This window comes from Magnetospirillum fulvum MGU-K5, assembly GCF_000442515.1.
Taxonomy (GTDB): domain Bacteria; phylum Pseudomonadota; class Alphaproteobacteria; order Rhodospirillales; family Magnetospirillaceae; genus Phaeospirillum; species Phaeospirillum fulvum_B.
The window spans coordinates 1-24990 of sequence record NZ_AQPH01000031.1 but is presented as its reverse complement, the minus strand read 5'-3'; the positions used below and the strand labels follow the sequence as shown (position 1 = coordinate 24990).

The 24990-nt window shown below is 60.1% G+C and carries 24 protein-coding genes and 1 tRNA gene; 22 read left to right on the top strand and 3 right to left on the bottom strand.

Annotation, left to right across the window (positions count from 1 at the left end; genetic code table 11):
* Positions 1–3: 3 nt before the first annotated feature.
* The 7 genes from K678_RS09400 to asnB all read left to right on the top strand — a co-directional run bounded on the left by K678_RS09400 (position 4) and on the right by asnB (position 4935).
* Positions 4–453, top strand: coding sequence for an arsenate reductase ArsC (locus tag K678_RS09400; RefSeq protein WP_021132224.1), 450 nt, complete (start codon positions 4–6; stop codon positions 451–453).
* Positions 454–543: 90 nt separating this feature from the next.
* A complete protein-coding gene (gene infA, locus K678_RS09395) occupies positions 544–762 on the top strand; it encodes a translation initiation factor IF-1 (protein ID WP_002726865.1) in 219 nt (72 codons plus the stop codon).
* Between the two features lie 7 nt (positions 763–769).
* Positions 770–1360, top strand: a complete 591-nt coding sequence (locus K678_RS09390; protein ID WP_021132223.1) for a Maf family protein — start codon at positions 770–772, stop codon at positions 1358–1360.
* On the top strand, positions 1353–2492 hold the full coding sequence (locus K678_RS09385; RefSeq protein ID WP_021132222.1) for a ribonuclease E/G: 1140 nt from the start codon (positions 1353–1355) through the stop codon (positions 2490–2492). The genes K678_RS09390 and K678_RS09385 overlap by 8 nt, the downstream gene beginning before the upstream one ends.
* A complete protein-coding gene (locus K678_RS09380) occupies positions 2489–2683 on the top strand; it encodes a DNA gyrase inhibitor YacG (RefSeq protein WP_021132221.1) in 195 nt (64 codons plus the stop codon). Before K678_RS09385 ends, K678_RS09380 begins: the two co-directional genes overlap by 4 nt.
* Before the next feature lie 52 nt (positions 2684–2735).
* A tRNA-Phe gene (locus tag K678_RS09375) sits at positions 2736–2811 on the top strand.
* 174 nt (positions 2812–2985) lie between these two features.
* Positions 2986–4935, top strand: a complete 1950-nt coding sequence (gene asnB, locus K678_RS09370; protein WP_021132220.1) for an asparagine synthase (glutamine-hydrolyzing) — start codon at positions 2986–2988, stop codon at positions 4933–4935.
* Positions 4936–4982: 47 nt separating this feature from the next.
* Here the strand turns inward: asnB and K678_RS09365 are convergent, their stop codons facing one another.
* The 3 genes from K678_RS09365 to wecB all read right to left on the bottom strand — a co-directional run bounded on the left by K678_RS09365 (position 4983) and on the right by wecB (position 8867).
* A complete protein-coding gene (locus K678_RS09365; protein ID WP_021132219.1) occupies positions 4983–6098 on the bottom strand; it encodes a DegT/DnrJ/EryC1/StrS family aminotransferase in 1116 nt (371 codons plus the stop codon).
* Between the two features lie 2 nt (positions 6099–6100).
* Entirely contained in the window at positions 6101–7681 is a 1581-nt protein-coding gene (locus K678_RS19760; RefSeq protein WP_021132218.1) for a Gfo/Idh/MocA family oxidoreductase, read from the bottom strand.
* Positions 7682–7790: 109 nt separating this feature from the next.
* The gene (gene wecB / locus K678_RS09355) at positions 7791–8867 is read right to left on the bottom strand and encodes a non-hydrolyzing UDP-N-acetylglucosamine 2-epimerase (protein ID WP_021132217.1); all 1077 of its coding nucleotides are present in this window, start codon (positions 8865–8867) and stop codon (positions 7791–7793) included.
* A gap of 541 nt (positions 8868–9408) precedes the next feature.
* On the opposite strand from wecB, the gene nusG reads away from it, so the two are divergent.
* The 15 genes from nusG to K678_RS18620 all read left to right on the top strand — a co-directional run.
* Positions 9409–9909, top strand: a complete 501-nt coding sequence (gene nusG, locus K678_RS09350) for a transcription termination/antitermination protein NusG (protein ID WP_021132216.1) — start codon at positions 9409–9411, stop codon at positions 9907–9909.
* A gap of 142 nt (positions 9910–10051) precedes the next feature.
* Positions 10052–11050 (top strand): NAD-dependent 4,6-dehydratase LegB, encoded by a 999-nt coding sequence (locus K678_RS09345; RefSeq protein ID WP_021132215.1) that lies wholly within the window; start codon positions 10052–10054, stop codon positions 11048–11050.
* Positions 11051–11062: 12 nt separating this feature from the next.
* Positions 11063–12244, top strand: coding sequence for a LegC family aminotransferase (locus K678_RS09340; protein ID WP_021132214.1), 1182 nt, complete (start codon positions 11063–11065; stop codon positions 12242–12244).
* Positions 12241–12873, top strand: coding sequence for an acetyltransferase (locus tag K678_RS09335; RefSeq protein WP_039852649.1), 633 nt, complete (start codon positions 12241–12243; stop codon positions 12871–12873). The genes K678_RS09340 and K678_RS09335 overlap by 4 nt, the downstream gene beginning before the upstream one ends.
* Complete coding sequence (gene neuB, locus K678_RS09330) at positions 12870–13871, top strand: N-acetylneuraminate synthase (RefSeq protein WP_021132212.1); 1002 nt, start codon at positions 12870–12872, stop codon at positions 13869–13871. The genes K678_RS09335 and neuB overlap by 4 nt, the downstream gene beginning before the upstream one ends.
* Entirely contained in the window at positions 13868–15040 is a 1173-nt protein-coding gene (gene neuC / locus K678_RS09325; protein WP_021132211.1) for a UDP-N-acetylglucosamine 2-epimerase, read from the top strand. The genes neuB and neuC overlap by 4 nt, the downstream gene beginning before the upstream one ends.
* 10 nt (positions 15041–15050) lie before the next feature.
* Positions 15051–16160: a nucleotidyltransferase family protein gene (locus K678_RS09320; protein ID WP_021132210.1), complete on the top strand. Its 1110-nt coding sequence runs from the start codon at positions 15051–15053 to the stop codon at positions 16158–16160.
* The gene (locus K678_RS19950; protein ID WP_039852646.1) at positions 16157–16885 is read left to right on the top strand and encodes an acylneuraminate cytidylyltransferase family protein; all 729 of its coding nucleotides are present in this window, start codon (positions 16157–16159) and stop codon (positions 16883–16885) included. The genes K678_RS09320 and K678_RS19950 overlap by 4 nt, the downstream gene beginning before the upstream one ends.
* Positions 16886–16900: 15 nt before the next feature.
* Complete coding sequence (locus K678_RS09310; protein ID WP_021132208.1) at positions 16901–18232, top strand: N-acetyl sugar amidotransferase; 1332 nt, start codon at positions 16901–16903, stop codon at positions 18230–18232.
* On the top strand, positions 18229–18996 hold the full coding sequence (gene hisF, locus K678_RS09305; RefSeq protein ID WP_021132207.1) for an imidazole glycerol phosphate synthase subunit HisF: 768 nt from the start codon (positions 18229–18231) through the stop codon (positions 18994–18996). Before K678_RS09310 ends, hisF begins: the two co-directional genes overlap by 4 nt.
* Entirely contained in the window at positions 18993–19616 is a 624-nt protein-coding gene (gene hisH / locus K678_RS09300; protein ID WP_021132206.1) for an imidazole glycerol phosphate synthase subunit HisH, read from the top strand. The genes hisF and hisH overlap by 4 nt, the downstream gene beginning before the upstream one ends.
* Positions 19617–20258: 642 nt before the next feature.
* Positions 20259–21413: an ATP-binding cassette domain-containing protein gene (locus K678_RS18195; protein ID WP_155804511.1), complete on the top strand. Its 1155-nt coding sequence runs from the start codon at positions 20259–20261 to the stop codon at positions 21411–21413.
* A gap of 90 nt (positions 21414–21503) precedes the next feature.
* Positions 21504–22739, top strand: a complete 1236-nt coding sequence (locus K678_RS18625; RefSeq protein ID WP_155804510.1) for a UDP-N-acetyl glucosamine 2-epimerase — start codon at positions 21504–21506, stop codon at positions 22737–22739.
* The gene (locus K678_RS09295) at positions 22736–24211 is read left to right on the top strand and encodes a hypothetical protein (RefSeq protein WP_021132204.1); all 1476 of its coding nucleotides are present in this window, start codon (positions 22736–22738) and stop codon (positions 24209–24211) included. Before K678_RS18625 ends, K678_RS09295 begins: the two co-directional genes overlap by 4 nt.
* Before the next feature lie 68 nt (positions 24212–24279).
* A partial coding sequence (locus K678_RS18620) for a hypothetical protein (protein WP_231376241.1) occupies positions 24280–24990 on the top strand: 711 nt, incomplete at its 3' end.

Below are 24990 nucleotides of genomic sequence, written 5' to 3'. Positions count from 1 at the left end.
GGGGTGGAGTCCGCGCCGCTGCCCTCCGCCGTGCTGTTCTGCTGTACCTTAAACGCCCTGCGCTCGCCGATGGCCGAAGGAATCATGAAGCGGCTGCACGGCACCCGGCTTTATGTCCAGTCGGTCGGCGTCCGCGCCGGCGAGACCGATCCGCTGATGGTTCAGGTGATGGACGAGATCGGCATCGATTTGTCGCGCCATTGCCCACGCGATTTCGCGACACTGGAAGATAGCAGCTTCGACGTGGTGATCTCGCTGTCGCCCGAAGCCCAGCACAAGGCGGTAGACCTCACGCGGGCCAATGCCTGTGAAGTTGAATATTGGCCGACCTTCGACCCGTCTTTGATCGAAGCCAGCCGCGAGGTTCGCCTTGAATCCTACCGCGCTGTTCGTGACGAATTACAGCGGCGCATCCTCAAACGCTTCCCCCTTCCGGGGCTGGCGCGCGAGTAAACACCCTCACATAACGTGAAAACGCTTGACCAAACAGCACCGAGCGCTCACTTATCTTCCCGCGCAGCAGGGAACCCGGATGGAGGCCAGATGGCGAAAGAGGATGTAATCGAGTTTTCAGGCACGGTGTCGGAGCTTTTGCCCAACGCCATGTTCAGGGTTAAGCTCGACAACGAACATGAAATCCTTGCTCACACGTCCGGAAAGATGCGCAAGAACCGGATCCGTGTCCTTGCGGGCGACCGGGTCAACGTGGAAATGACGCCCTACGACTTGACCAAGGGCCGCATCACCTTCCGTTATAAGTAGCATCGATATGATCGAGACGGCCGGACGCCCGGCGCTGGTCCTGGCCTCGGCATCGCCCAGACGGGTCGATTTGCTGCACCAGATCGGCATCGCCCCCGGCCGGATCGACCCCGCCGACATTGACGAAACTCCGTTGCGCGACGAGCTGCCCCAGGTCTTGGCCGGGCGGCTTGCCGAGCAGAAAGCCCGTGCGGTGGCCGAGCGCCACCCCGGCAACTTCGTCCTTGCCGCCGACACGGTGGTCGCCTGCGGCCGCCGCGCGCTCCCCAAAGCCGAGGACGAGTCCACCGCCCGCAAATGCCTTGCGCTGCTGTCGGGCCGACGCCATCGGGTGTTGGGTGGGCTGTGCCTGATCGGCCCCGATGGGCGGATCGGACGGCGGCTGGTCACCACCACCGTCACCTTCAAGCGCCTGCTCCCGGCCGAGATCGAGTCCTACCTCGCCAGCGGGGAATGGCACGGCAAGGCGGGTGGCTATGCGATCCAGGGCCGCGCCGCGCGTTTCGTCCGCGCCCTCTCCGGCTCTTATTCCAACGTCGTCGGCCTGCCCCTGTTTGAAACCGGCTCGTTGCTCGACGGCCTGGGGTGGCGTGACTGACCCGGGCGCGACGCCGCTTGGCATCGACGAAATTCTCTGGTCGTGGGGACCGGGCGAAAGCCGCTTTGCCCTGCTGACCCGGGGCCGTCTCACCGAACTGGTGATCGACCGCCCCACTCTTCACTTTGGATCACGCTTTCTCGGCCGCGTCGTCGCCCTTGACCGCGCCCTGAACGCCGCCTTTGTCGAGATCGGCACCGGCGACCGCCCCGGCTTCCTGCCCGGTGCGGCGGCGCTGGGCCTGTCCGAGGGGGCGGCGGTCGCAGTCGAGGTCCGGGCCGAGGCCCGCGCGGGCAAAGGGCCGCTGCTGACGCCGCTGGCGGGCGATCTCGCCGTTCCGGCAGGAACTAAGCCCCCAGCGCTGTTATCGCGCCCAGCGACGCTCAAACGGCTATTAGGGGCCCATCCCGAAATCCGCCGGGTGCGGGTGGACGATCCCGCCGCCCTGGCCGAGGCCAAGGCGCTGGCACCGACCCTGGCCGAGCCCTATCGCGACGGACCGCTGTTTGGCCTTTACCGCGTCGAGGAAGAGATTGAATCCGCTCTGGCCGCCGAGGTGCCTCTGGCGGGCGGCGGGCGGATGACGATCGAGAGCACGGCGGCGTTGACCGCGATCGACATCGATTCAGGCCGAGGCCGCGCCGACGAAGCCAACCGCAAGGCGGTCACCGCGATCGCCCGCCATTTGCGCCTGCGCGGGATCGGCGGGCAGGTGGTGATCGATTTCGTCTCGGTCCGGCGCGGTGCGCCCCACCGTCTCGCCGACGCGCTGAAAGAGGCGGTTGCGGCCGACCCGGTACCGACCCAGATTTTTGGGGTGTCGCGGCTGGGGCTGGTCGAACTGACCCGCGAACGACGCGGCCTTGCTTTGGCCGAGGTCCTGTGCGAGCGCCCGACCCTGCCGACAGCCGAGACGGCGGCCTTGGCCGCGTTGCGTCTGGCCCTGTCCGAGGCCGCCTGCCGCCCAGGACGGCCACTGAGGCTGGTTGTCGCCCCCGAGGTGGCAACGGCCCTGGCCCGACGTCCGGAGGCCCTGGCCGAGGCCGAGGCGCGCCTGTGCCGCCCCCTGCCCGTCCGCGCCGATTCTGGCCGGGCCCGTGAGGATAGTTCGATCGAGGAGATACCCGGATGACCGAAGCCCCGTCCGCCCCCGCCTGCCCGATTTGCGGCGCTCCGGCCGCGCCCGCCCTGCGCCCGTTCTGCTCGAAGCGTTGCGCCGATGTCGACCTGCATCGCTGGCTGGGCGGGGTCTATCGGGTCGAAACCGACGAGACGTCCGAAGAAAATGCACAAGATGACGTTTTTTCGACGAGAGGGGCTTGACCGACCCCCAAATCATCATCTATAAGCGCCTCCTCTTCACGGAGCACGACCTGCCCAGGTAGCTCAGTTGGTAGAGCATGCGACTGAAAATCGCAGTGTCGGTGGTTCGATTCCGCCCCTGGGCACCATTTAACCCCCCGGAACCTAACGGTTCTGGGGGGTTTCCATTTGGGGCTAGCCGCGGCTCCGAATGCCCCCACCAATCCCCGCCCCAGCTAAACATTTGCTCGAAAGCGTGTTAGAGGTTGTGCCGCCTTTTGGGATCGGCACCAGCCGATGCCGCCCTCTTCGGAGTTCGTCTCATGTGCGGCCTGACTGGCTTCATCGACCTTGACCGGGCCACGGGGGCCGAGACGTTGACCGCCATCGCCCGGCGGATGGCCGACACCATGATCGCGCGCGGTCCCGATGGGTCGGGAGTGTGGGTCGATGCCGAGGCCGGGATCGCCCTGGCGCATCGGCGGCTGGCGATCCTTGACCTCAGCGAGGCCGGGCACCAGCCGATGATCTCGTCCTGCGGCCGCTTCGTCGTGTCCTATAACGGCGAAATCTATAACGCGCCCGCGCTGAAATCCGAGTTGGAGCGCGCCGGACGCAACTTTCGCGGCCATTCCGACACTGAAGTGATTATCGAAGGGGCCGCCGTCTGGGGTGTGCGTGGCATGCTGGAGCGGATTCGCGGCATGTTTGCCCTGGCCTTGTGGGACCGTTCCCGCCAAGACTTGGTGCTGGCCCGCGACCGGCTCGGCATCAAGCCGCTGTATTGGGGGATCGCCGGCCGGGTGGTGCTGTTCGGATCGCAATTGGGGGCGTTGCGGGCGCATCACGGCTGGCAACCGCGCCTTAACCGCGACGCGGTGACCTCGTTCCTGCGCCATAATTACGTTCCGGCCCCACAGAGCATCTATCAAGGCATCTCGAAGCTGGAGCCGGGGCGGATGGTGACCCTGTCCCGCGGCGGGACAGTGCGGACCGAACGCTTCTGGAGCCTGGACGACGCGGTCACGGCGGGACGGAACAATCCGCTGCTTTGCTCGGATGCCGAGGCAATCGACCAGTTGGAAGAGTTGCTGTCCGATTCGGTCGCTGGTCACATGCTGTCGGATGTGCCGGTCGGCGCGTTCCTCTCCGGCGGGATCGATTCGTCGGCGGTGGTGGCCTTGATGCAGGCGGGCAGCACCCGCCCGGTCCGCACCTTCACCATCGGCTTTGACGAGCCGGGCTATAACGAAGCCGACCACGCCAAGGCGGTGGCCCGCCATCTCGGCACCGACCATTGCGAACTGGTCCTGTCGGCCGATGCCGGTCTGGACGTTATCCCGTCCCTGCCTGATTTCTATGACGAACCGTTCGCGGATTCGTCGCAGATTCCAACCTACATGGTGTCGAAGCTGACGCGCGAGCATGTCACCGTCGCCCTGTCGGGCGATGGCGGCGACGAGCTGTTCGCGGGCTATAATCGCCATCTCCAGGCCGCCAAATGGGGCCATCGCCTTGGCCGGGTGCCGATGTCGGCCCGCCGCCTCTCCGCCTGGGGCCTGACCCGATTGTCACAACAGACCTGGGATCGGCTGTTCGCCCGCCTCCCCGGCCAGTGGCCGCCCCAGCCGGGCGACAAGTTGCATAAGCTGGCGGGCGTGCTGACCGAGGATGCCGACAGCCTCTATCGCCGTCTGGTCAGCCATTGGACCGACCCGGCCGCACTGGTGCGGGGCGGGACCGAGCCGAAGGACGGGCTGTTGTGGGACCCGGCACTTGCCGCCGCCCTGCCCGCGCAGCTTGACCGGATGCAGTATCTCGACACCCTGACCTATCTGCCCGACGACATCCTGTGCAAGGTCGATCGTGCCAGCATGGCGGTGTCGCTGGAATCACGGGTGCCGCTGCTCGACCACCGCGTTGTCGAATTCTCCTGGCGGCTGCCCGCGCATCTGCGGGTCCGCCACGGCCACGGCAAATGGCTGCTGCGTCAGGTGCTGTACCGCCATGTCCCCCACGGCTTGATCGACCGCCCCAAGATGGGCTTTGCCATTCCGCTCGATACTTGGCTGCGCGGCAAATTGCGGCCGTGGGCCGAAGCGCTGCTGGATGAGAAGCGCCTTGCCGCCCAGGGCCTACTCGACCCGGCTCCGATACGGGCCTGCTGGGCCGAGCATCTCAGCGGCAAGCGGAATTGGCAGTATCTGCTATGGGATGTGCTGATGTTGCAGGCGTGGCTGGACCGCCACGGGACCGGACTGACGATGGAATAAGGCAGGCGGAGGCGGACGGTCCCGACCGACCACCCCGCCTTTGATCGCTACAGGCTGGAGCGCACCGCCTCGATGATCCGGTCCTGGGTGGCGGGATCGAGATAGGGATGCATCGGCAGGCTGATGACCTCGCGCGACAGGCGGTCGGACACCGGCAGGCTGGCGCCCGCGACCGGATAAGCGTGATAGCCGGTCTGACGGTGCATCGGGATCGGGTAATAGACCGCGCTCGGCACCCCCTCTTCCTTCAGCCGCGCCGCCAGCCCGTCGCGGTCGGCATGGCGGATCGTGTATTGCGCCCAGGTCGAGACGGCTCCGTCCGCCACCTTGGGCACCGCCACCACATCGCCCAGCCCCTGGGCATAGCGGTCGGCGACGCGGTTGCGGGCCACGATCTCGTCCGCGAAAATCGCCAGTTTCTCCAGCAGGATCGCCGCCTGAAGGGTGTCGAGGCGGCTGTTGAGACCGATCCGGACATTGTCGTACTTGTCGGTGCCCTTGCCGTGAATCCGCAGCGAGCGCAGCAGGGTCGCGGCACTGTCGTCGTCGGTGAATACCGCGCCGCCATCGCCGTAGCAGCCGAGCGGTTTGGCCGGGAAAAAGCTGGTGGTGGTGTATTTGGCCAGGGTGCCGACCTTGGCCGCGCCCAGCGAGGCCCCGAACGCCTGGGCGGCATCGGCAACGACGGTCAGGCCGTGGCTATCGGCAATGCGGGAGATTGCAGCGTAATCGGCGGGTTGGCCGAACAGATCGACCGCGATCACCATCCGGGGCGTCAGGCCCGCGTCCCGAGCGGTGCGGATCGCGACCTCCAGCGAAGCCGGATCGATGTTGAAGCTCGTCTCGTCGACATCGACGAACACCGGGGTCGCGCCGACCAGCGGAGCCATCTCGGCAGTGGCGACGAAGGTGAAGGCAGGAACAAACACCGCGTCGCCGGGGCCGATTCCTTCGGCCAGCAGAACCAGATGCAGGGCATCGGTGCCGTTGCCACAGCCGATCACATGACGGGCGCCGCAGAAATCGCCCAAGGCCGTCTCGAACTGGGCAACCTCCGGCCCCATGATGTAGTGGCCGTGGTCGAGCACCTTGGCGATGGCACGGTCCACGCTGTCGCCAAGGCGGCGGCGCTGGGCCTGTAGGTCTATGAACGCGATGCTCACTGTCAAATCTCCTCCAGAACATCCGGGGCGGCGAGGCGATAGCGGCTGCCATCGCGCGGGCAGACCAGATCGTCACCCAACCGCTCTCCCGAACGCGACACCCAACCGATCCGCCGCGCAGGAACTCCCGCCACCAGGGCAAAGGCGGGAACGTCGCTGGTCACCACCGCCCCGGCCGCGACCAGGGCATAGGCACCGATGGTGTGGCCGCAAACGATCGTCGCATTGGCCCCGATCGTAGCTCCCCGTTGCACCAGGGTCGGGCGGAAATCGGCCTTGCGATCGATTTCGGCACGCGGCGTCAGCACGTTGGTGAACACGCAAGACGGGCCGCAGAACACGCCCTGCTCCAGCGTCACGCCCTTATAAAGGCTGACATTGTTCTGGATCTTGCAATTGTTGCCAACCACCACGTCGGGACCGGCAACGACGTTCTGGCCGATATTGACGTTCTGGCCGATCGTCGTCCGCGACAGGATATGGCTGAAATGCCAGATCTTTGTGCCCGTGCCGATCTGTACCTGATCGTCGATATAGGCGCTTTCGTGGATGGTGGCGCCGGGAAAATGGGCCGTCGTCTCGCTTGCGGAGGAGGCGTGGAGCGGAGCGGGCGCGCCATTGCCCTGGGCCAGGGAATCCTGAGCCTGCTGCAACACCTTCAGCACCCGCAGCCCTTCCTCGCCATCGGTGCGCGGCGTCGCTCCGGTGGCGACACAGTCGAGGAAATGCTCGCATTCCAGCCGCAGCGGCTCGCTCTGTTCCACCGCGACCGCTTCGCTTTCGGCCTTATCCGGTTCGGGCAGGCCGTTCTTCCAGCGAACCGAGTGGCGGAACAGAACCAGCTTGCTGTCCCACGGCTGGCTATCGTCAAACACCGCCATACCGCGATCGCCGACGACGATCAGCTTTTGCTCCTTGAACGGATGCAACCAAGAAACGAATACATGGGCCCGCATCCCATCTGCGAACGCCATGTGGGTCGTCGTGACGTCAGCAATCCGATCATTCAGGAAATTCGCGCCGACCGCGCTGACGCTGACCGGCTCCTGTCCCGCCAGCGACAGGATCATCGAGATATCGTGCGGCGCAAAACTCCACAGGATGTTCTCTTCGTTACGGAACTTCCCCAGATTGAGACGATTCGAATAGATATAGTTGATGCGGCCCAGCGTCCCATCCAGCACCAGCGCCTTCAAACGCAGGAAAGCCGGGTGGTATTGCAGCAGATGGCCGACCATCAGCACCAGCCCGCGCCGCCTGGCCTCGCGGCACAGCGCCTCGGCCTCGGCGACATCGATCGCAAGCGGCTTTTCGACGAAAACGTGCTTCCCGGCGACCAGGGCCTCCATCGCCAGACGGGCATGCATCGCGGCGGGTGCGGCGATCACCACGGCGGTGAGATCGGGGCTGCTCAGGACCGAGCTCCAATCCATCGCCCTGGCCCCGAACTCAGTCGCCTGACGCTCGGCCATTCCGGCATTGGTATCGCACACGGCTCCGAGGACATTCAGGCTGGCCAAATTGCGAACAAGGTTCTTGCCCCAGTAACCGCAGCCGACGACTGCAACATGCCCCGTGCTCATAAGCATTTCCTGAAATCGAAGGGGTTGGAACGGCAAAAATAGAAGCGGCGTCTCGTGCGAACAATAACGATAACGGTCTGCCTCCCCACCGCTGGGAAGGGGCGTGCGATTACGGCCCGGTCCCGGCCATGATGCGGGCAACCCGTTCGGCGGCGGCCCCGCCGCCATAAAGACCGTCGCGTGCGGCGATCCCGGCAGGAGGCACCGACACCGCAGCAGCGATGGCGTCAGGTTCGACCAGACGGGCACAGCCCAGTTCGACCAGTTCGACCCATTCGGTTTCGCCCCGCACGATCACGCAGGGCACACCAAAGAAGAACGCTTCTTTTTGCACCCCGCCGGAATCGGTCACGACAACCCGCGCCAACCGTTCCGCCGCCAGCATCTCAAGATAGCCCATCGGCTCGACACAGATCAGATTGGTCCGCACCTCGTCCAGCAGACCGGCCCGCTCCAGCGCCGCCATGGTGCGGGGATGACAGGGCAGCACCACCGGTTCAGAGCGGGCGACCTGCCCCAGAGCGGCGACAATCGCCGACAGCCGGGCCGGATCGTCGGTATTCTCGGCCCGATGGATCGTCAACAGAACATACCCACCCGCGACGACGCCAAGGCGGGTCAACAGGGCGTCCGCGTCGGCGCGACCACCAAAGGCCAAAGCGGCATCGAACATCACGTCACCGACGAGATGGACGGACGCGCCCGCGATCCCTTCCCGCGTCAGATTGGTCACCGCCGCCTCGGTCGGCGCGAACAGCAGCGAGGAGACCTGATCGGTCAGCAGGCGGTTGATTTCTTCGGGCATCGCCCGGTTCCAACTGCGCAGACCGGCTTCGACATGGGCCACCGGGACATGCAGCTTGGCGGCGGCCAGCGCCCCAGCCAGGGTTGAATTGGTGTCACCGTACAACAGCACCCAATCCGGCCGTTCGGCCTCGATCACCGTGTCCAAACGCTCCAGCATTCGCCCGGTCTGCGCGCCGTGGCTGCCCGAGCCAACGCCAAGGTTATAAGCCGGGGCGGGAATGCCAAGCTCACGAAAAAAGCGGCCGGACATCACTTCATCATAATGCTGGCCGGTATGAACCAGAACTTCGCTGACATCGGCTAGGTCGACAAGGGCGCGCGAAACCACCGCCGCTTTGACGAATTGCGGCCGGGCACCGATGATCGTGAGGATTTTCATGTTTTCTCAGACCCTTGAGAAAGCGCGGAGGGCTAGCGGCGGCAAATGATGTATCCTTATCCCTTCGCTCTGTAAACCATAGGGAACCCGCGCAGCCAGTCTTGGTCGGTTCGACCGATGTCGTGGCCAGAGCCCCAGATAGGCAGGGCAGCGGGGTGAGACTCTTGCGTTTAAGACTCTCCAGATGTAGGATCTGGCCACATGGAGATCGTTCAAATCAAAGCGATTCTCTCTGACAATAGAGCTAGAACGCTCAGCACACGCCGTCAAAATAACACACCAACATCAGGCCAAAGCTTCAGCCAAATGCTGAGAATTATCCGAGATTCCAATCCGTTCCGGCGGAGAACGGACTTGGAACCGGCATTGTCGGTATGAAATACTCCGCCCAGATGAGACCGATAAACAATGGAGACGCTCCCCCGGCCCGTTCCGCGTCTGTCGACGTCGTCTGGAATCCCCGTGGCCGTACTGACGCGAACCCCGGGGATTTGCGCGGCGGAGACGCCGCCGTTCCCACGGTCGAGGCGAAGGTGCCATAATGCAGAAATGGTACGTTGTCCGCGCTAAGCCCCGTTCCGAAAATCTGGCGGCAACTCATCTGGCGCGCCAAGGATTTCGTGTTTTTCTCCCCCAGTACACAACGACGGTGAAACATGCCAGACGCAGCACCCATGTGCACCGGCCTCTGTTCCCGGGGTATTTGTTCGTCGGCTTCGATCGGGAAACGGCCCGCTGGCGGTCGATCCTGGGAACCATCGGGGTGCTCGACCTGATCCGGAACGGAGATCATCCTGTGTCTGTTCCGGAGAACGTGGTAGAAGGCCTGATCGCCGAAGGGGGCGAAAACGGCCTGATACAACGGGCAGAGGACGTGTTGCGCCCAGGGTCGACGGTGCGCATTACCGAAGGGCCATTTGCCCTGTTCGTCGGCCGTCTGCTATCCCTGAACGACAAGGAGCGGACAACGGTTCTGTTGAGCGTGATGAACCGCGAGATCGAGGTCCTGCTCCCCAGGGAGTCCATAGAGGCGACACCGTAAAGTTTGCGTCGCCTCGTCTATATCAGCGGAACGGGTGCGATTTTCTCACCCGAATGGCGGTAGCGTGGGAAAAGCCCATCCTCAGGCAGATTGGCGCATCTTTCAGGTACGATATCTTCAACGGCTAGGTAGGGTTCAGAGGGTGAAGAGAGTCCTTGTCACCGGAGCGGATGGATTCATCGGCTCGCATTTGACCGAAGCTCTAGTGCGCAACGGCTATGATGTTCGCGCCTTCGTGCTCTACAATTCGTTCAACAGCTGGGGCTGGCTTGATCGCTGCGCCCCAGACGTCAAAGGCTCGTTCGAGGTTTTCGCCGGTGACGTCCGCGATCCGCACGGCGTCCGCGCCGCGATGCAGGGATGCGATGCGGTCTTGCATTTGGCCGCGCTGATTGCGATCCCCTATTCGTATCACTCGCCCGACACCTACGTTGATACGAACATCAAGGGCACCCTCAACGTCGTTCAGGCGGCGCGAGAGCTTGGAATCGCCAAAGTGATCCACACCTCCACCAGCGAGGTTTACGGCACCGCCCGCTTCGTGCCGATCACCGAAGAACACCCGCTGCAAGGCCAGTCGCCCTACTCTGCCACCAAGATCGGCGCGGACCAGATTGCCCTGTCGTTCTTCGCCGCCTTCGGCACGCCGGTAACCGTGATCCGCCCCTTCAACACCTTCGGACCGCGCCAGTCCGCACGAGCGGTGATCCCCACCATCATCACCCAGATCGCCAACGGCGCGCGGAAGATCAAGCTCGGCTCGCTCCATCCCACGCGCGACTTCAATTATGTGGCCGACACGGTGGGCGGGTTCCTGGCCGCGTTGGCGGCGGAGCGTGGTGCGGGTGAGGTCATCAACCTTGGCAGCAATTACGAAATCTCGATCGGCGACACCGCCAAAACCATCGCCGAGGTAATGGGAGCGGAGATCGAGATCGTTACCGACGACGTGCGGCTGCGCCCGGAGAAAAGCGAGGTCGAGCGTCTGTGGGCCTGCAATGCCAAGGCGAAGGACTTGCTCGGCTGGCAGCCCGCGTTTGGCGGCCTGGACGGATTCCGACGAGGCTTGGCGGAAACCGTTTCCTGGTTCTCCGATTCCGAGAACCTGAAATCCTACAAAGCCGATATCTACAACATATAGCTGTCTGCCGACATGAACGCCCCCCTCCCTCTTGCCGCACAGATCATCGCGGTCTTGCGCGATGTCACCGGCCCCGGATCGGTGCCCCTGCACGCCCCCCGGTTCTCGGGCAATGAGCTTGCCTATGTTCAGGAGTGCATCGACACCACCTTCGTCTCATCGGTCGGCAAATTCGTCGATCGCTTCGAAGCGGACCTTGCCGCCTTTACCGGTGCCGGTCACGCCATAGCGGTGGTCAATGGGACGGCCGCCCTGCACGCCGCAATGCTGCTCGCCGGGGTGCAACCGGGCGACGAAGTGATCGTTCCCGCGCTGACCTTCGCCGCCACCGCCAATGCCGTTGCCCATTGCGGCGCGGTGCCGCACTTCGCCGATTCGAGCGAGGCCACCCTGGGACTCGACCCCGTGGCACTCGGGGCTCATCTCGCCGAAATCGCCGAAATCCGTGACGATGTCTGCGTCAACCGCACCACTGGCCGGGTCATTCGTGCCCTAGTGCCGGTGCACGCCTTCGGCCACCCCATCGACATTGCCGCCACGGTCGAGCTGGCACGGACATGGCATCTGGTCTTGGTCGAAGACGCGGCGGAATCCCTGGGCAGCACGGTCGGCGGGCGCCACACCGGCACATTCGGCCGCATGGGCACCTTGAGCTTCAACGGCAACAAGACGATCACCACCGGCGGCGGCGGTGCCATCCTCACCAACGATCCGGAGCTTGCCAAGCGCGCCAAGCATCTCACCACCACGGCAAAGCAACCGCATCGGTGGGAATTCCGGCATGATTATGTTGCTTATAATTACCGCCTCCCCAACCTCAATGCGGCGCTCGGCTGTGCCCAGTTGGAGCAACTGCCGACATTCCTTGCCGAAAAGCGCCGCTTGTTCGAGAAATACCGCGCCGGGTTCGAGGGAATGACCGGGGTCAGGCTGTTTGCCGAGCCCGCGGGATGTCGCAGCAACTACTGGCTGCAAACCTTGATCCTGGACGACGACCGCGTCGGGGAGCGGGACACGATTCTCGCCTCGACCAACGATGCGGGCCTGATGACCCGTCCGGCATGGACCTTGATGCATCGGTTGCCCGCGTTCGAGACCTGCCCGCGCATGGCCTTGCCGGTCGCGGAATCCCTGGAACGCCGGATCATCAACATCCCGAGCAGCGCCATCCTTGGCTCGAGCGGGGCCGCGTGAGTGGCGAGCCGTTACTCCTGATCGGTGCTGGCGGACATGCCCGATCCTGCATCGACGTCATTGAGATGGGCGGGCGGTTCAGGATCGTCGGCTTGATTGGCACTGCGCCCGAGGTCGGGACCGAGGTTCTCGGTTACCCTGTTCTGGGGACCGACATCGACCTACCGTGTCTCGTCGCCCAGTTTCGCACGGCCGCGATCACTTTGGGGCAGATCAAATCGCCTGCGGCGCGGATGCGCCTGTTCTCTGCGGCTCTTGCCGCAGGAGCGGAACTTCCGGCGATCGTGTCGCCGCTGGCGCACGTCTCGCGTCATGCTGAACTGGGTGCGGGAACGATAGTTCTGCACCGCGCCGTGATTAATGCGGGCGCACGAATCGGCCGCAACGTCATCATCAACACCATGGCTCTGGTCGAGCACGACGCCGAGATCGGCGATCATTGTCACATCGCCACCGCGGCCGTGATCAATGGTGGCGTCCGTATCGGCGCGGAGACCTTTATCGGCAGCAACGCCAGCATCCGCCAAGAAATACAGGTGGGAACCGGCTGTGTCATCGGCATGGGGCAGCGAGTTGTCACCGACTGTGCCGATGGTGAATGGTTGCCTCCGGGACGGAGGCCATCATGAGCGTGATGATCATTGCCGAGGCAGGGGTCAACCACAATGGCGATCCCGAACTGGCGAAACGACTGATCGACGCGGCAAAGGCGGCAGGGGCCGATTACGTCAAGTTTCAGACCTTCAAGGCGGAACGGCTGGTCACCCAGGGAGCCGCAAAGGCCGATTATCAGAAGAAGACCAGCGGCGCGGACGAAAGCCAGTTCGAGATGATCCGCCGCCTGGAATTGTCCGAGGCGACACATCGCGACCTGATTGCCCATTGCGCGGCACAGGGAATCGGCTTCCTGTCCACCGGCTTCGATGTGGACAGTCTCGACATGCTGGCTGGGCTTGGTCTGCCGCTTGTCAAAATCCCCTCGGGCGAAATCACCAACCTCCCCTATCTGCGCCATGTCGGCAGCATGGAATTGCCGGTGGTGCTGTCCACCGGGATGGCGACCCTGGCCGAGGTGGACGATGCGCTCGGTGTTCTGGAGGACGCCGGGCTGCCGCGTGACCGGATCACGGTTTTGCATTGCACCACCGAATATCCGACCCCGATGGACGAGGTAAACCTGTCCGCCATGCTGACCATGCGCGATACGTTTGGCGTGGCGGTCGGTTATTCCGACCATACCGAGGGGATCGAGATAGCGATCGCGGCGACGGCGCTCGGCGCATGCATCATCGAAAAGCACTTCACGCTCGACCGCAGCTTGCCGGGGCCCGATCATAAGGCAAGCCTGGAACCGGACGAGCTTGCCGCCATGGTCGCGGCGATCCGCAACATCGAGCGGGCGATGGGCGACGGCATCAAACGGCCTGGCCCGAGTGAAACCCGCAACCTGCCGATCGCACGCAAATCAATTGTCGCGGCCCGGCCGATCTCGGCGGGAGAGCCGCTCTCTGCCGAGAACATGACGGTCAAACGTCCGGGCAGCGGTCTTTCGCCCATGCGGTGGGACGACATGATCGGCCGGATTGCCGACCGCGCCTATCAGCGTGACGAGGCGATCGAGCCATGAGCCGGAAAATCTGCGTCGTCACCGGAACCCGCGCCGAATACGGTCTGCTGCGGTGGCTGATGGAAGAGATCAAGGCTGCGCCGGGCTTGCATCTCCAGGTTATCGCCACTGGTATGCATCTTTCCCCCGAGTTCGGGCTGACCTACCGCGAGATCGAAGCGGACGGCTTTACCATCGACCGCAAGGTTGAAATGCTGACCAGTTCCGACACGCCGGTCGGGATTGCCAAGTCGATGGGACTTGGAACGATCGGGTTTGCCGACGCACTTGCCGACCTCGCCCCCGATATCCTGGTGGTGCTGGGCGATCGCTTCGAGATTTTTGCCGCGGTTGCCGCAGCCCTGGTTGCCCGCATTCCGGTCGCTCACCTTCACGGTGGCGAGAGAACGGAAGGCGCCGTCGACGAAGCCTTGCGTCATGCCATAACCAAAATGGCGCATCTGCACTTCGTGGCGACCGAAGAATACCGGAAGCGTGTGATACAATTGGGAGAGCAGCCCGACCGGGTCTTTCTGGTTGGTGGGCTTGGCGTCGATGCTATCAAGAAGCAGACATTGCTGGACCGTCCCGCCCTGGAAGAGTCACTGGGATTTCGGTTTGGCCGACGGACCTTGCTGGTCACGTACCATCCGGCGACACTGACCTTTTCGTCTCCCGTTGACGAAATGAACGAGGTTCTGGCGGCACTAGATGACCTTGACGAAACCTCGCTGATCTTCACCATGCCAAACGCTGATGCTGGTGGCCGCGACTTGATCAGCCTCGTCGAGCGTTTCGTCGCCGAACGCCCCGGCACCAGAAAGGCGTTCACGTCTCTCGGGCTATTGCGCTATTTGTCATGCCTTGCCCAAGTGGATGCCGTGGTCGGCAATTCCTCCAGCGGCCTTTTGGAGGCCCCAAGCTTTGGGATCGGGACGATCAACATTGGCGACCGCCAACGTGGGCGACTCTGCGCGACGAGCGTTATCTCGTGTACTCCGAACCGGAATGCCATCGCTGGCGCCCTGGAGCGCCTGTATTCTCCTGAATTCCAAGAAGGATTGAAGGCCGTGGTCAATCCGTATGGCGAAGGGGGAGCGGGAGCGAAAATCGTCTCGGTCCTGACGGACTTTCCACAGGATTTCCTGATGGAAAAAGCCTTCTATGACCTGCCCATGAGCCAGAATTAACAGCGACATCATGACCGTGCCCGAAACTCAAGACAATTGTCGGCCCGATGGCCATCCCGTCCGTCGCGCCTTGCTGCCGCCCGACGCGACGGTCCGCGATGCAATCCGCAATTTCGAAGCTTCAGGGTTCCAGATCGTCCTTGTCACCACTGCGGATGGCAAACTCATCGGCACGGTGACCGATGGTGATGTGCGCCGTGGCCTGCTGCGCGGAGCACAGTTGGACACGCGACTGGACGAAGTGATGAACCGGTCGCCACGCACCGTGGCCCCGAATACCGATCGGACCACCTTGTTGCGGCGGATGAACGAACTCCAAATCCGCCAGATGCCAATCGTCGATGCCGAGGGGCATGTCACCGATCTCGCGGTGCTGGAACGCCTGATGCAAGTCGAGCATCAGGACAATTGGGTCGTGCTGATGGCCGGTGGACTGGGAACCCGATTGCGTCCGCTCACCGAAACCGTGCCCAAACCGATGATTCCGGTGGGCGGTCGACCCTTGCTCGAACACATTCTGGTGAATTTCGCAAGCCAGGGGTTTTCTCGCTTCTTCCTGTCGGTCAATTACAAAGCTGAGATGGTCAGAGGCCATTTCGGCGACGGCTCCCGCTTCGATGTGCAGATCGATTATCTGCACGAGACGGAACGCAAGGGAACCGCTGGCTCGCTGTCGCTGCTGCCGGAACGGCCGAGCAAACCGGTGATCGTCACCAACGGCGATCTGTTGACTGCGGTCGATTTACGCAGCCTGCTCGATTTCCACACCGCGCATGGCGGCATGGCCACCGTCTGCGTGCGCGATTATTCGTTCCAGATTCCCTTCGGCGTGGTCGAAACCGAGGCCCACCGACTACTTGGCATCACCGAGAAGCCGGTCCATCACCAGTTCGTCAATGCCGGGATTTATGTCCTTGCCCCCGAGGCTCTGGACCATATCCCCTCCGGTCGTATGTTCGACATGACCGACCTGTTGCAGTCACTCCTCGACCAGGGCGAACCGGTTTCGGTCTTTCCGGTGCACGAATACTGGCTGGACATTGGCCAGATGACGGATCTGGAACGGGCGCGCGAGGATTACGTATCACTGTTCCCTCAATCCGTGGGGGCCAAGACGTGAAGCGTCTCGCCGTCATTCCAGCTCGAGGTGGGTCCAAAGGAATCCCCCGCAAAAATCTGGCTCCGCTTGGTGGACGCCCTCTTCTGGTCTGGACAATCGCTGCGGCCTTGGAGAGCGGCTGCCTTGATCGGGTGACTGTCAGTACCGACGATGCCGAAATCGCGGCTGTGGCCCAGGACGCGGGAGCCGAGGTGCCATTTCTGCGTCCCTCCGAGCTCGCCCACGACGATACCCCGAGCTTGGCAGTGGTCACGCATATGGTCGCAACCCTTGCCTCCCAGGGATGGGAGGCCGACACGATCACTTTGTTGCAACCGACCTCGCCATTCAGGACCGGAGCCGATATCTGCTCCTGCCACGAGCTTCGGCTCCAAACCGAAGCCAGCGCGGCGGTATCCGTTGTCGAATGCGAAACCCATCCCGCCTGGGCTTTCGTCCAAGACGAAGCAAGACGGTTACACCCTTTCCTCTCGGGGAAAATGCCGACCAGACGCCAGGACCTACAGCCAGCCTACCGTCCCAACGGGGCTATTTTTATGATAACGCGCACACGACTTGACGGGGGAGGCACATTTTATGGCCCGGATACGCTGGCTTACGTGATGCCGCCGGAGCAGTCTATCGATATAGATACGCCCTGGGATCTCCATCTCGCTCGGTTACTCGCGGCCAACACTCTCCTCGCTGATGACAGTCCTTTGCGCGATTCATCTATTAGATTCTAACCATAGGTATCCCAGATGCAAAAATACCTTGTCCGCCCCCCGATTGATCTCGCGCCCTTCGCTGCGGGCAACAACCACCCCAAAGCATTCTACGGCCTCCCCTCGGAAATCGGCTTTTGCAAGCGCTGCGTGATCTCGAACCAGCGTCCAAACTCCGCCGTCGAATTCAAGCACACCCACGATTCGAAAAAGGCGACGATTCATTTCGACGAGGATGGCGTCTGCGATGCATGCCGTGTTGCCGAGGAAAAGTACACTTCGATCGACTGGGAAGAACGCGAACGCAAGCTGATCGCACTGTGCGACCGCTACCGCAGCCGCACCGGATCGTATGATTGCGTCGTGCCGGGCTCGGGCGGGAAGGATAGCTTCTATGCCGCGCATGTCCTGAAATATAAATACGGAATGAACCCGCTGACGGTGACCTGGGCTCCCCATGTCTATACCGAATGGGGCTGGAAAAACTTCCAGGCTTGGATTCACGCCGGGTTCGACAATTTTTTGCACACCCCGAACGGGAGAGCCCATCGACTGCTCACTCGCCTCGCTGTCGAAAACCTGTTCCACCCCTTCCAACCCTTCATCCTGGGGCAAAAGCAACTAGCCCCCAAGATGTCGATTCTTCACCGGATTCCGCTGGTGTTCTACGGTGAGAACGAGGCCGAATACGGGAATCCGCGCGGGGATACCAGCGCGGCACAGCGTAGCTGGGATTATTTCGCCTCCACCAATGAAGACGAGATTTTCCTCGGCGGCACGTCTCTGGCCGAGCTCAAGGCCCATTACGGCTTCCGCACCTGCGATATCGAGCCCTATTTGCCGGCCGATCCGGCCAAGCTCGAAGAGGTTGGGACCGACGTCCACTATCTTGGCTATTACCTGAAGTGGCATCCGCAGAGTTGCTACTACTACTCAGTGGAACATGGCGGCTTCCAGGCATCCCCCGAACGCACGCCCGGAACCTATTCCAAATACAACTCGATCGATGATCGCATCGACGATTTCCACTATTACACGACACACATCAAGTTCGGCATTGGCCGGGCGACCTACGACGCCGCTCAGGAAATTCGCTCGAACGACATCACCCGCGAGGAAGGCGTGGCTCTGGTCAAACGCTATGACGGGGAGTTCCCCGAGCGGTTCGCCGACGAGATTTTCCGCTATCTGTCGATCCCCGAGCGCGAGTTCCCGGCAGCCTCCAAAATGTTCGAACAGCCGGTGATGGACCGGGCCTATTTCGACGCTTTGGCCGACACGTTCCGCTCGCCGCATCTCTGGAAACACGAGAACGGCGAATGGAAGCTGCGTCGGACAGTCTTCGATGAGGTCGCCACCAAGCCATGAGTCGTATCCGCCTGATCGCCCGCCTCGACGTCAAGGCCCCCAACCTGATCAAGGGAATTCATCTCGAAGGGCTGCGTAAAATCGGCGATCCGAACGAGTTCGCGCGCCGCTATTACGAACAGGGTGCCGACGAAATCCTGTACATGGATATCGTCGCCAGCCTCTATCAACGGAACAGCCTGCTCGACATCGTCGAACGCACCACTCGGGATGTGTTTGTACCGATCACCGTGGGTGGCGGCATCCGCAGCACCGAGGATGCGCGGGCTGCATTCCGCGCCGGAGCCGACAAGGTGGCGATCAATACCGCGGCAATCCATCGCCCGGAACTGGTCTCGGAGATGGCGCGGAGTTTCGGCTCCCAAGCGATGGTGTTGTCGATCGAAGCGAAACGCCACGCCCATGCGGCTGGGTGGGAGGCTTTCACCGACAATGGCCGCGAACACACCGGCCGCGACGTGGTGGAATGGGCCAAACGCGGGGTAGAACTCGGCTGCGGTGAGATTCTTCTCACCTCGGTCGACCAGGAAGGCACGCGGGCCGGGTTCGACATCGATTTGGTGAAGGCTGTCTCGACCGCCGTTCCGGTCCCGGTCATCGCGTCGGGCGGAATGGGGTCGGCCGAACATCTGATCGATGTCGTCAACAACGGCTGCGCCGATGCCGTGGCGATGGCCGATATCCTGCATTATGGCCGCTCCGATCTTGCGTCTATCCGCAAAGCGACGGCAAACGCGGGCATCGACGTGAGGATCGTGGAATGACCCAGGCAGATATCACCATTGTCGATTACGGCGTCGGCAATGTTCTCAGCGTGGCGCGCGCCGTCACCCAGGCCGGTGGTCGACCCAATCTATCGTCTAACCCGGCTGAGATCGCCCACGCCGAGCGATTGATCCTGCCGGGTGTTGGCGCCTTTGGCGACTGCATCCAGGCGCTCCGCGCCCGCCCCGGTCTGGAAATGGCGATCCGCGACTTCGCCGCCTCCGGTCGGCCGATGCTCGGCATCTGTGTCGGTATGCAGGTGCTGTTCGACGTCGGCGAGGAATTCGGCGAGCATCGCGGCCTCGGCCTGATCCCCGGACGGGTCAGAGCCATTCCCGCCAAAACCACGGACGGAGCCCCTCAGAAGGTGCCGCATATCGGTTGGTCACCTTTGTCGATTCCCGACCATCGCAGCCTGGGCTGGACCGACACGATTCTCGCCGAGATTCAACCGGGCGGTGCTTTTTACTCGTCCATTCGTTCACAGCTTGGCCAGACGATCCGACACATCGCCTCGCCGATACCTTCCACGGTGGCCAGCGCATCGCCGCTGCGGTCGTGCGCGGCAATATCACCGGCACCCAGTTCCATCCCGAAAAAAGCGGTGCGCTCGGGCTGAACATTCTAAAGAGTTTCTTTGAAGACGAGACGTCCGCGTGAAGAATATAATACTAAGCCTGTTAAGAATAATCCCGCGCGACCAGAAAATTTCACTTTCCTGGTTTGTTTTTATGACAATTGTTTCGTCGATCAGCGAAACAATAAGCATCGGCCTCATTTTAGTATTCATTGGGTCAATGACAGATAGTGGAAGAAACTCATTAATCGTCGCGAAATCCGCATATTATCTTGAACAGATAGGCGTGCACGCAAGCAACCCTCATGTGGCGTTGACAATAATTCTGTTCATGGCTTTTGGCGTTCGACTTTCTATAAAATTATACTATTCAAAACTGAGGCTTCTTTCCGTTTTTAATTTACAGCGGTTGATAATGCAGAGGTATTTTTCAAGCGTTGTATCCGGACCATACGAAAACAAATCTCGTCGCAATGGACCAAAGGTTTTTAGCGCCCTATCAAAGACATGCGACCGTGTATGCCTCGGCATATACAACAACATCTTAATAATTATATCAGAAGGGCTCATATCAACATCAATGGTTGCAGTTCTCATCTTTAAGAACCCATCCCTAACAATTTCAATATTTATAATTTTTTTCGGCCGTTTTTTGGGGCAATACATATTTTTACTAGAAATGCATTGCGACGAAATGGTTACCGAGAAACTGTAATTTATGTTCGCTACGCCCGCCTCGTTCTTGAAGCTCTGAATGGCTACAGAGAACTATGCATCTATGGGCTTCGCGAAAGAACGATCGAACAGCACCATCACAACCTACGGGATCGCGAAGAACTTGCCTTATCTAACCGTCTTCTTTCCGAGGTGCCAAGCATTTTAACGGAAACCGCAGCAGCATGGATTATGTTGGGCATCATACTTTCACTACTATTAATGGATGTATCCCTCAGCAGATTCTCAGAAACTTTACTTGTTCTTGGCGTTGTTTTAGCTCGTCTCCTCCCCTCGGCCAACCGCCTCTCTGTATCGTGGGCCTCTGTCGTCGGCAATCGATCCGCTCTTGAAGAGCTTCTACCTGACATTAGCAGCCCCCCGAAGCCTCTCCCCGTCACAAAAGACAATAGGTCCTTAAAATTTGAAAACAAAATCACTCTTAGGGACGCAGTATATTGCTACCCCTCATCCGCCAAAGCAGCTTTAACCGGCGTTGATTTTTCGATTCAACGCAACACCTCCATCGGAATTGTTGGAGCAAGCGGAGCTGGAAAAACGACGTTCCTGGAACTTATTGCCGGACTCATCTTCCCCCAGCGAGGCAGCGTTTTTATCGACGAGACCCCCCTCACCCCTTCCAATGCGGCCGGGTGGCTACCAAAAATTGGATACGTCCCTCAATCGACATATCTGCTCGAGGGCTCGGTTAGAGACAATATCGTTTTTGGGCGGGAGTTGAATAATTCTACCCTTGAAAAAGTTATTCGGCTTGCGCGACTTGAAACATTCATTAAATCCCTACCCGAAGGGGTAGACAGCTTCGTCGGCGAATCCGGAAACCTACTGTCCGGTGGCCAACGACAGAGAATCGGAATTGCGCGAGCTCTTTACGGTCAGCCGGAACTTCTTATCCTTGATGAAGTTACGAGTGCACTAGATGTGCGCACAGAGCGTGAACTACAAAAAGAGATATCATCTCTAAAGGGGTCAGTAACCTTAGTCGCAGTCTCCCATCGCCTCGACTTCCTCAACAACTGCGACCAAGTCATTATCCTTGATAATGGTGAAATAATAAAAAAAGGTGACTACGTCAATTGCAGAAAATATATGGATGGTCACTAATAATTTAATTTTTCACCAAATCAACGTACGTTTTTGTTTTATCTCCCATACACGCCAACCAACAAGAAATGCTATTTTATAGGTTTTTCTATGAAAATTACAATTTTTATTGGAAATTTAATTGATCTTTTAGAGCTTCGCCCCGTCATAAATTACATATATTCTCGAAATGGGACCGTCTCTATTTTGCTAGCGGCAAAGTGCGCAGACGAAGGGCAGGAGTTGAGTCAACAATGGGGATGGAGCGCCCCCGATTCAGCCGTAGGGCCAATCATCTCAATCCCCTCCATCCCGTATGGACGGTTTGCAGCTTGGCATCGGTACCGGGTGGAGAAACGGTATATCGAGGCACTTCTTGCATCGCAAAATCCAGATATTGTTATTATTGCCAATACGCTTGATTCGGGGCTAAAAACAGCCGCTGCAAAGATAGCTTGGCGTCGAAATGTTCCTGTCGTTGCGATGCATGTTACCGCTTTTAATGCCGATGATTTGCGCAATATTGCGCCAAATACGCCCGGATGGGCGATTACCGGTATATCACTAAACCGCATCCTTTATCCTTTTCTAAAAAATATGACCATCCAAATCGATGGAAGATTGTTTTACACTAACTGGCCACATCGAATTTTATTTGCAAAATACTTAGGTGTTATGGCGATTGATTTGTATTGGAGAAAATCTCTCTCCCCCCTCCCCTGGAGGTTTGTTGTAACAGAGGACGATGCCAAACGGTGCCATGATATGGGAGTCCCTGTTGATCGTATTTATGTAACCGGTCATCCGAGAGATGATGAAATCATCCTTTCAGAAGAGGATGCGAGATCTCTTCGTTTGCTGCTTTGTGATAGCCATCCACGTATTGCCCTATTTTCCCTCCCCCCTTTTGATCAGCTTGGAATTCACAACAACAACGACGTCCTGAATATAATTTACGAACTTGAAAAACTAACAACAATGTTTGGTTTTAATTTTATAATAAGCCCACATCCACGACTAAGCGATGATTACATTTTTAGTCTATTTTCTGGAAATATAACGAAAAATATTCGCAGAGAGCCAATAACAACTCTCATGCCCACCTTGGATGTCTTGATCGCCACGGGATCATCGACGGAATTTATAGCAGATCGGACGGGGATTCCAACAATCGACCTAACTTGGCTTCATAACATGACCGATTGGGCAAAAGGGACTTCCATCATTTGTACAAAGGGTTACAGCGATGTCGCTGAGGCTTTAACCTCGATTCCGCCATGGACCCCCCGAACTCCCGAGCGTAGCTGCAAGAGAATTGTTGACGCTATGTACGAGATATTGGAATGACCCGTGCCTTTCTCATCGAGTGCTCGGGGGCCATCTGGTCGACCATCGCCGACCACCTGACGCGAACTCATGGCTGGGATATTTCTCTGTGGACAGGAGCTGCCGCCGACAGGGACGTGGTGCTCGCCCGGTTCCGCGAAACGCATTTCGTTGCCAACACTGATGCCGCACTCGATCTAGGGGAGACCGCTTGGCCAAAGGCCATCGTCGATGCCCTTCTGCTTTCCCGATTATCTCCGGTCGAGGGGACAGCCATCCGGATGATGGATCGTCTTGACCTTGCGGCGACGTTCACTCACGCGGATCGCTACGCCCATTTTCTGGATCTGGTCCGGACCTGGGCGGGGGCTCTCGATCATTACCATCCTGACGTGGTGGTATTTTCCAATGCTCCTCATGTCATTTTCGATTACGTGCTTTATGCGCTGTGCCAGATGCGTGGCATTCCCACCCCGATGTTCGAGCGTCATGGCTTGCCGGGTTGGGTCTTCCTGCAACAGAGCATCGAAGGCCCTCCACTCCGCGGCTATAGCGACGCCCCTCTTCCTGCTGTCTATGATAAATGGCTCTCCGTTTCCATGGCCGGGGGCAAATCTGCTATCCCCCCCAACTTCCAGAAGAAGGCCGCCCGCTACAAACTGAACAGCGGGAACGCCTCCCTTTTTCGCGCCCTGGTTTTCGAGTGCAGCCGCGCCGCCTATCTCTTTAAGCGATACGGCTTCGCCGGCCCCGCCAACAGCTACCTCCGCTCTCCACGTACCGGTGAGCGGGCGTCCTGGCTGGAAACCGAGGCGGCACGCTTTGCCGCCATCTTCCGCAAGCGCCATTTGGCGCGCGTGCTCGCCCGACTGACAAGCCTACCCCTCGACAACGAACCGTACGTACTGCTGGCGCTCCACTACCAACCCGAACGCGCTACCCTGCCGATGTCGGGACTATATGGCGACCAATTGCTGGTCATCGACCTCCTGTCCCGCTTGTTGCCTCCCGGTTGGAAACTTTACGTCAAGGAGCATCCCTGGCAGCTTCAGCCGTTTTCCCGTGGAGAAATGTGTCGCAACGCCGCCTTCTATCGTCGGATCGCTGCCCACGCCAATGTGCGCCTGCTCCCAATGGCGGTAGATAGCGCCCCCCTGATCGCCGGAGCGAAAGCAATCGCTACCGGCACCGGATCAATGGGCTGGCAGGGACTGTGCCTCGGCATCCCGGCATTGGTGTTCGGAGCCGCTTGGTATCGAACGTGCCCTGGCGTCTTCGAAATTAAAAGCGCACAGGATATAGAAATGGCCCTGGCCACCATCGCTTCGGGAGGCGCCGCTCCCTCCCCCAAGCAAATCCGGTGTTATCTGAGCATGGTGGCAGAATCCTGCATTCCAGGTGTTCTGGAGCCGGACGTGGAGGCTACGGGAGGTCTCGACCTCGACCGCGCCGCAACGGGCATGGCCGACGCCCTGGCGGCAACGCAACACTAACAAGAAAAATTTGAGACTGCAAAATGCATAACGGAGTAGCAAATCAACAAAAAGACAAGAATCCAGTCATGATTCTTTACAATCGCCAGGTCACAAAGGCCGAAGTAGAAGCCCTGGCAATTTACTTCACAGCAACTGGGTGGCCAGTATCAATCGTTGTACAAAATAGCGAAATCGCCTCTCACCTTCAAATTAATAAACATCTAAAACTTAATATTATTGACTTTTCGGGTCAGTTTGCCTCCGAAAAGAAGAGCGGAATCGTGCTGCCTGCCAAAACACATGTTTCTGCCGCAGCCACCACGTTTCGCCATCTTCTGAAATCGAGAATAATTCGACACGAAGCTCTCCGCCTCCCAGTGCTCTGGCACGGGCTCTGGCGTGATCTGCGTTTGGCTAGACGCCTGATGGCTGATCTGAAGCCAGCCTGCCTGTTTGTCGCCGACGACCGTACGCCGCGCCCTGACATGTGCTTCCTGCGAGCAGCCAGAGAGGTTGGCATCCCCTCTATCGTATTCAGCTATGCTGCCTCGTCCTTGGAAAGCGATATCCACCTCCGCAACGACAAACTTCCCTGCCACCTGAACTATGGTACCGCGCGCTGGCTCAAGCGCTGGCTCGCGCGCCGCTTCCCAAATCATCTTTGTCCGAAAAAAGGAAACGATCTCCTGTTCTTTGGTGTGTGGGATATGCTGGCTCTTGCTGCGGTAGGGCTAGCTGACACCAACCCATGGTTTCTGGGTGGTGGGGAGTGTTCATCTGTAACAGTCCTGGGACCG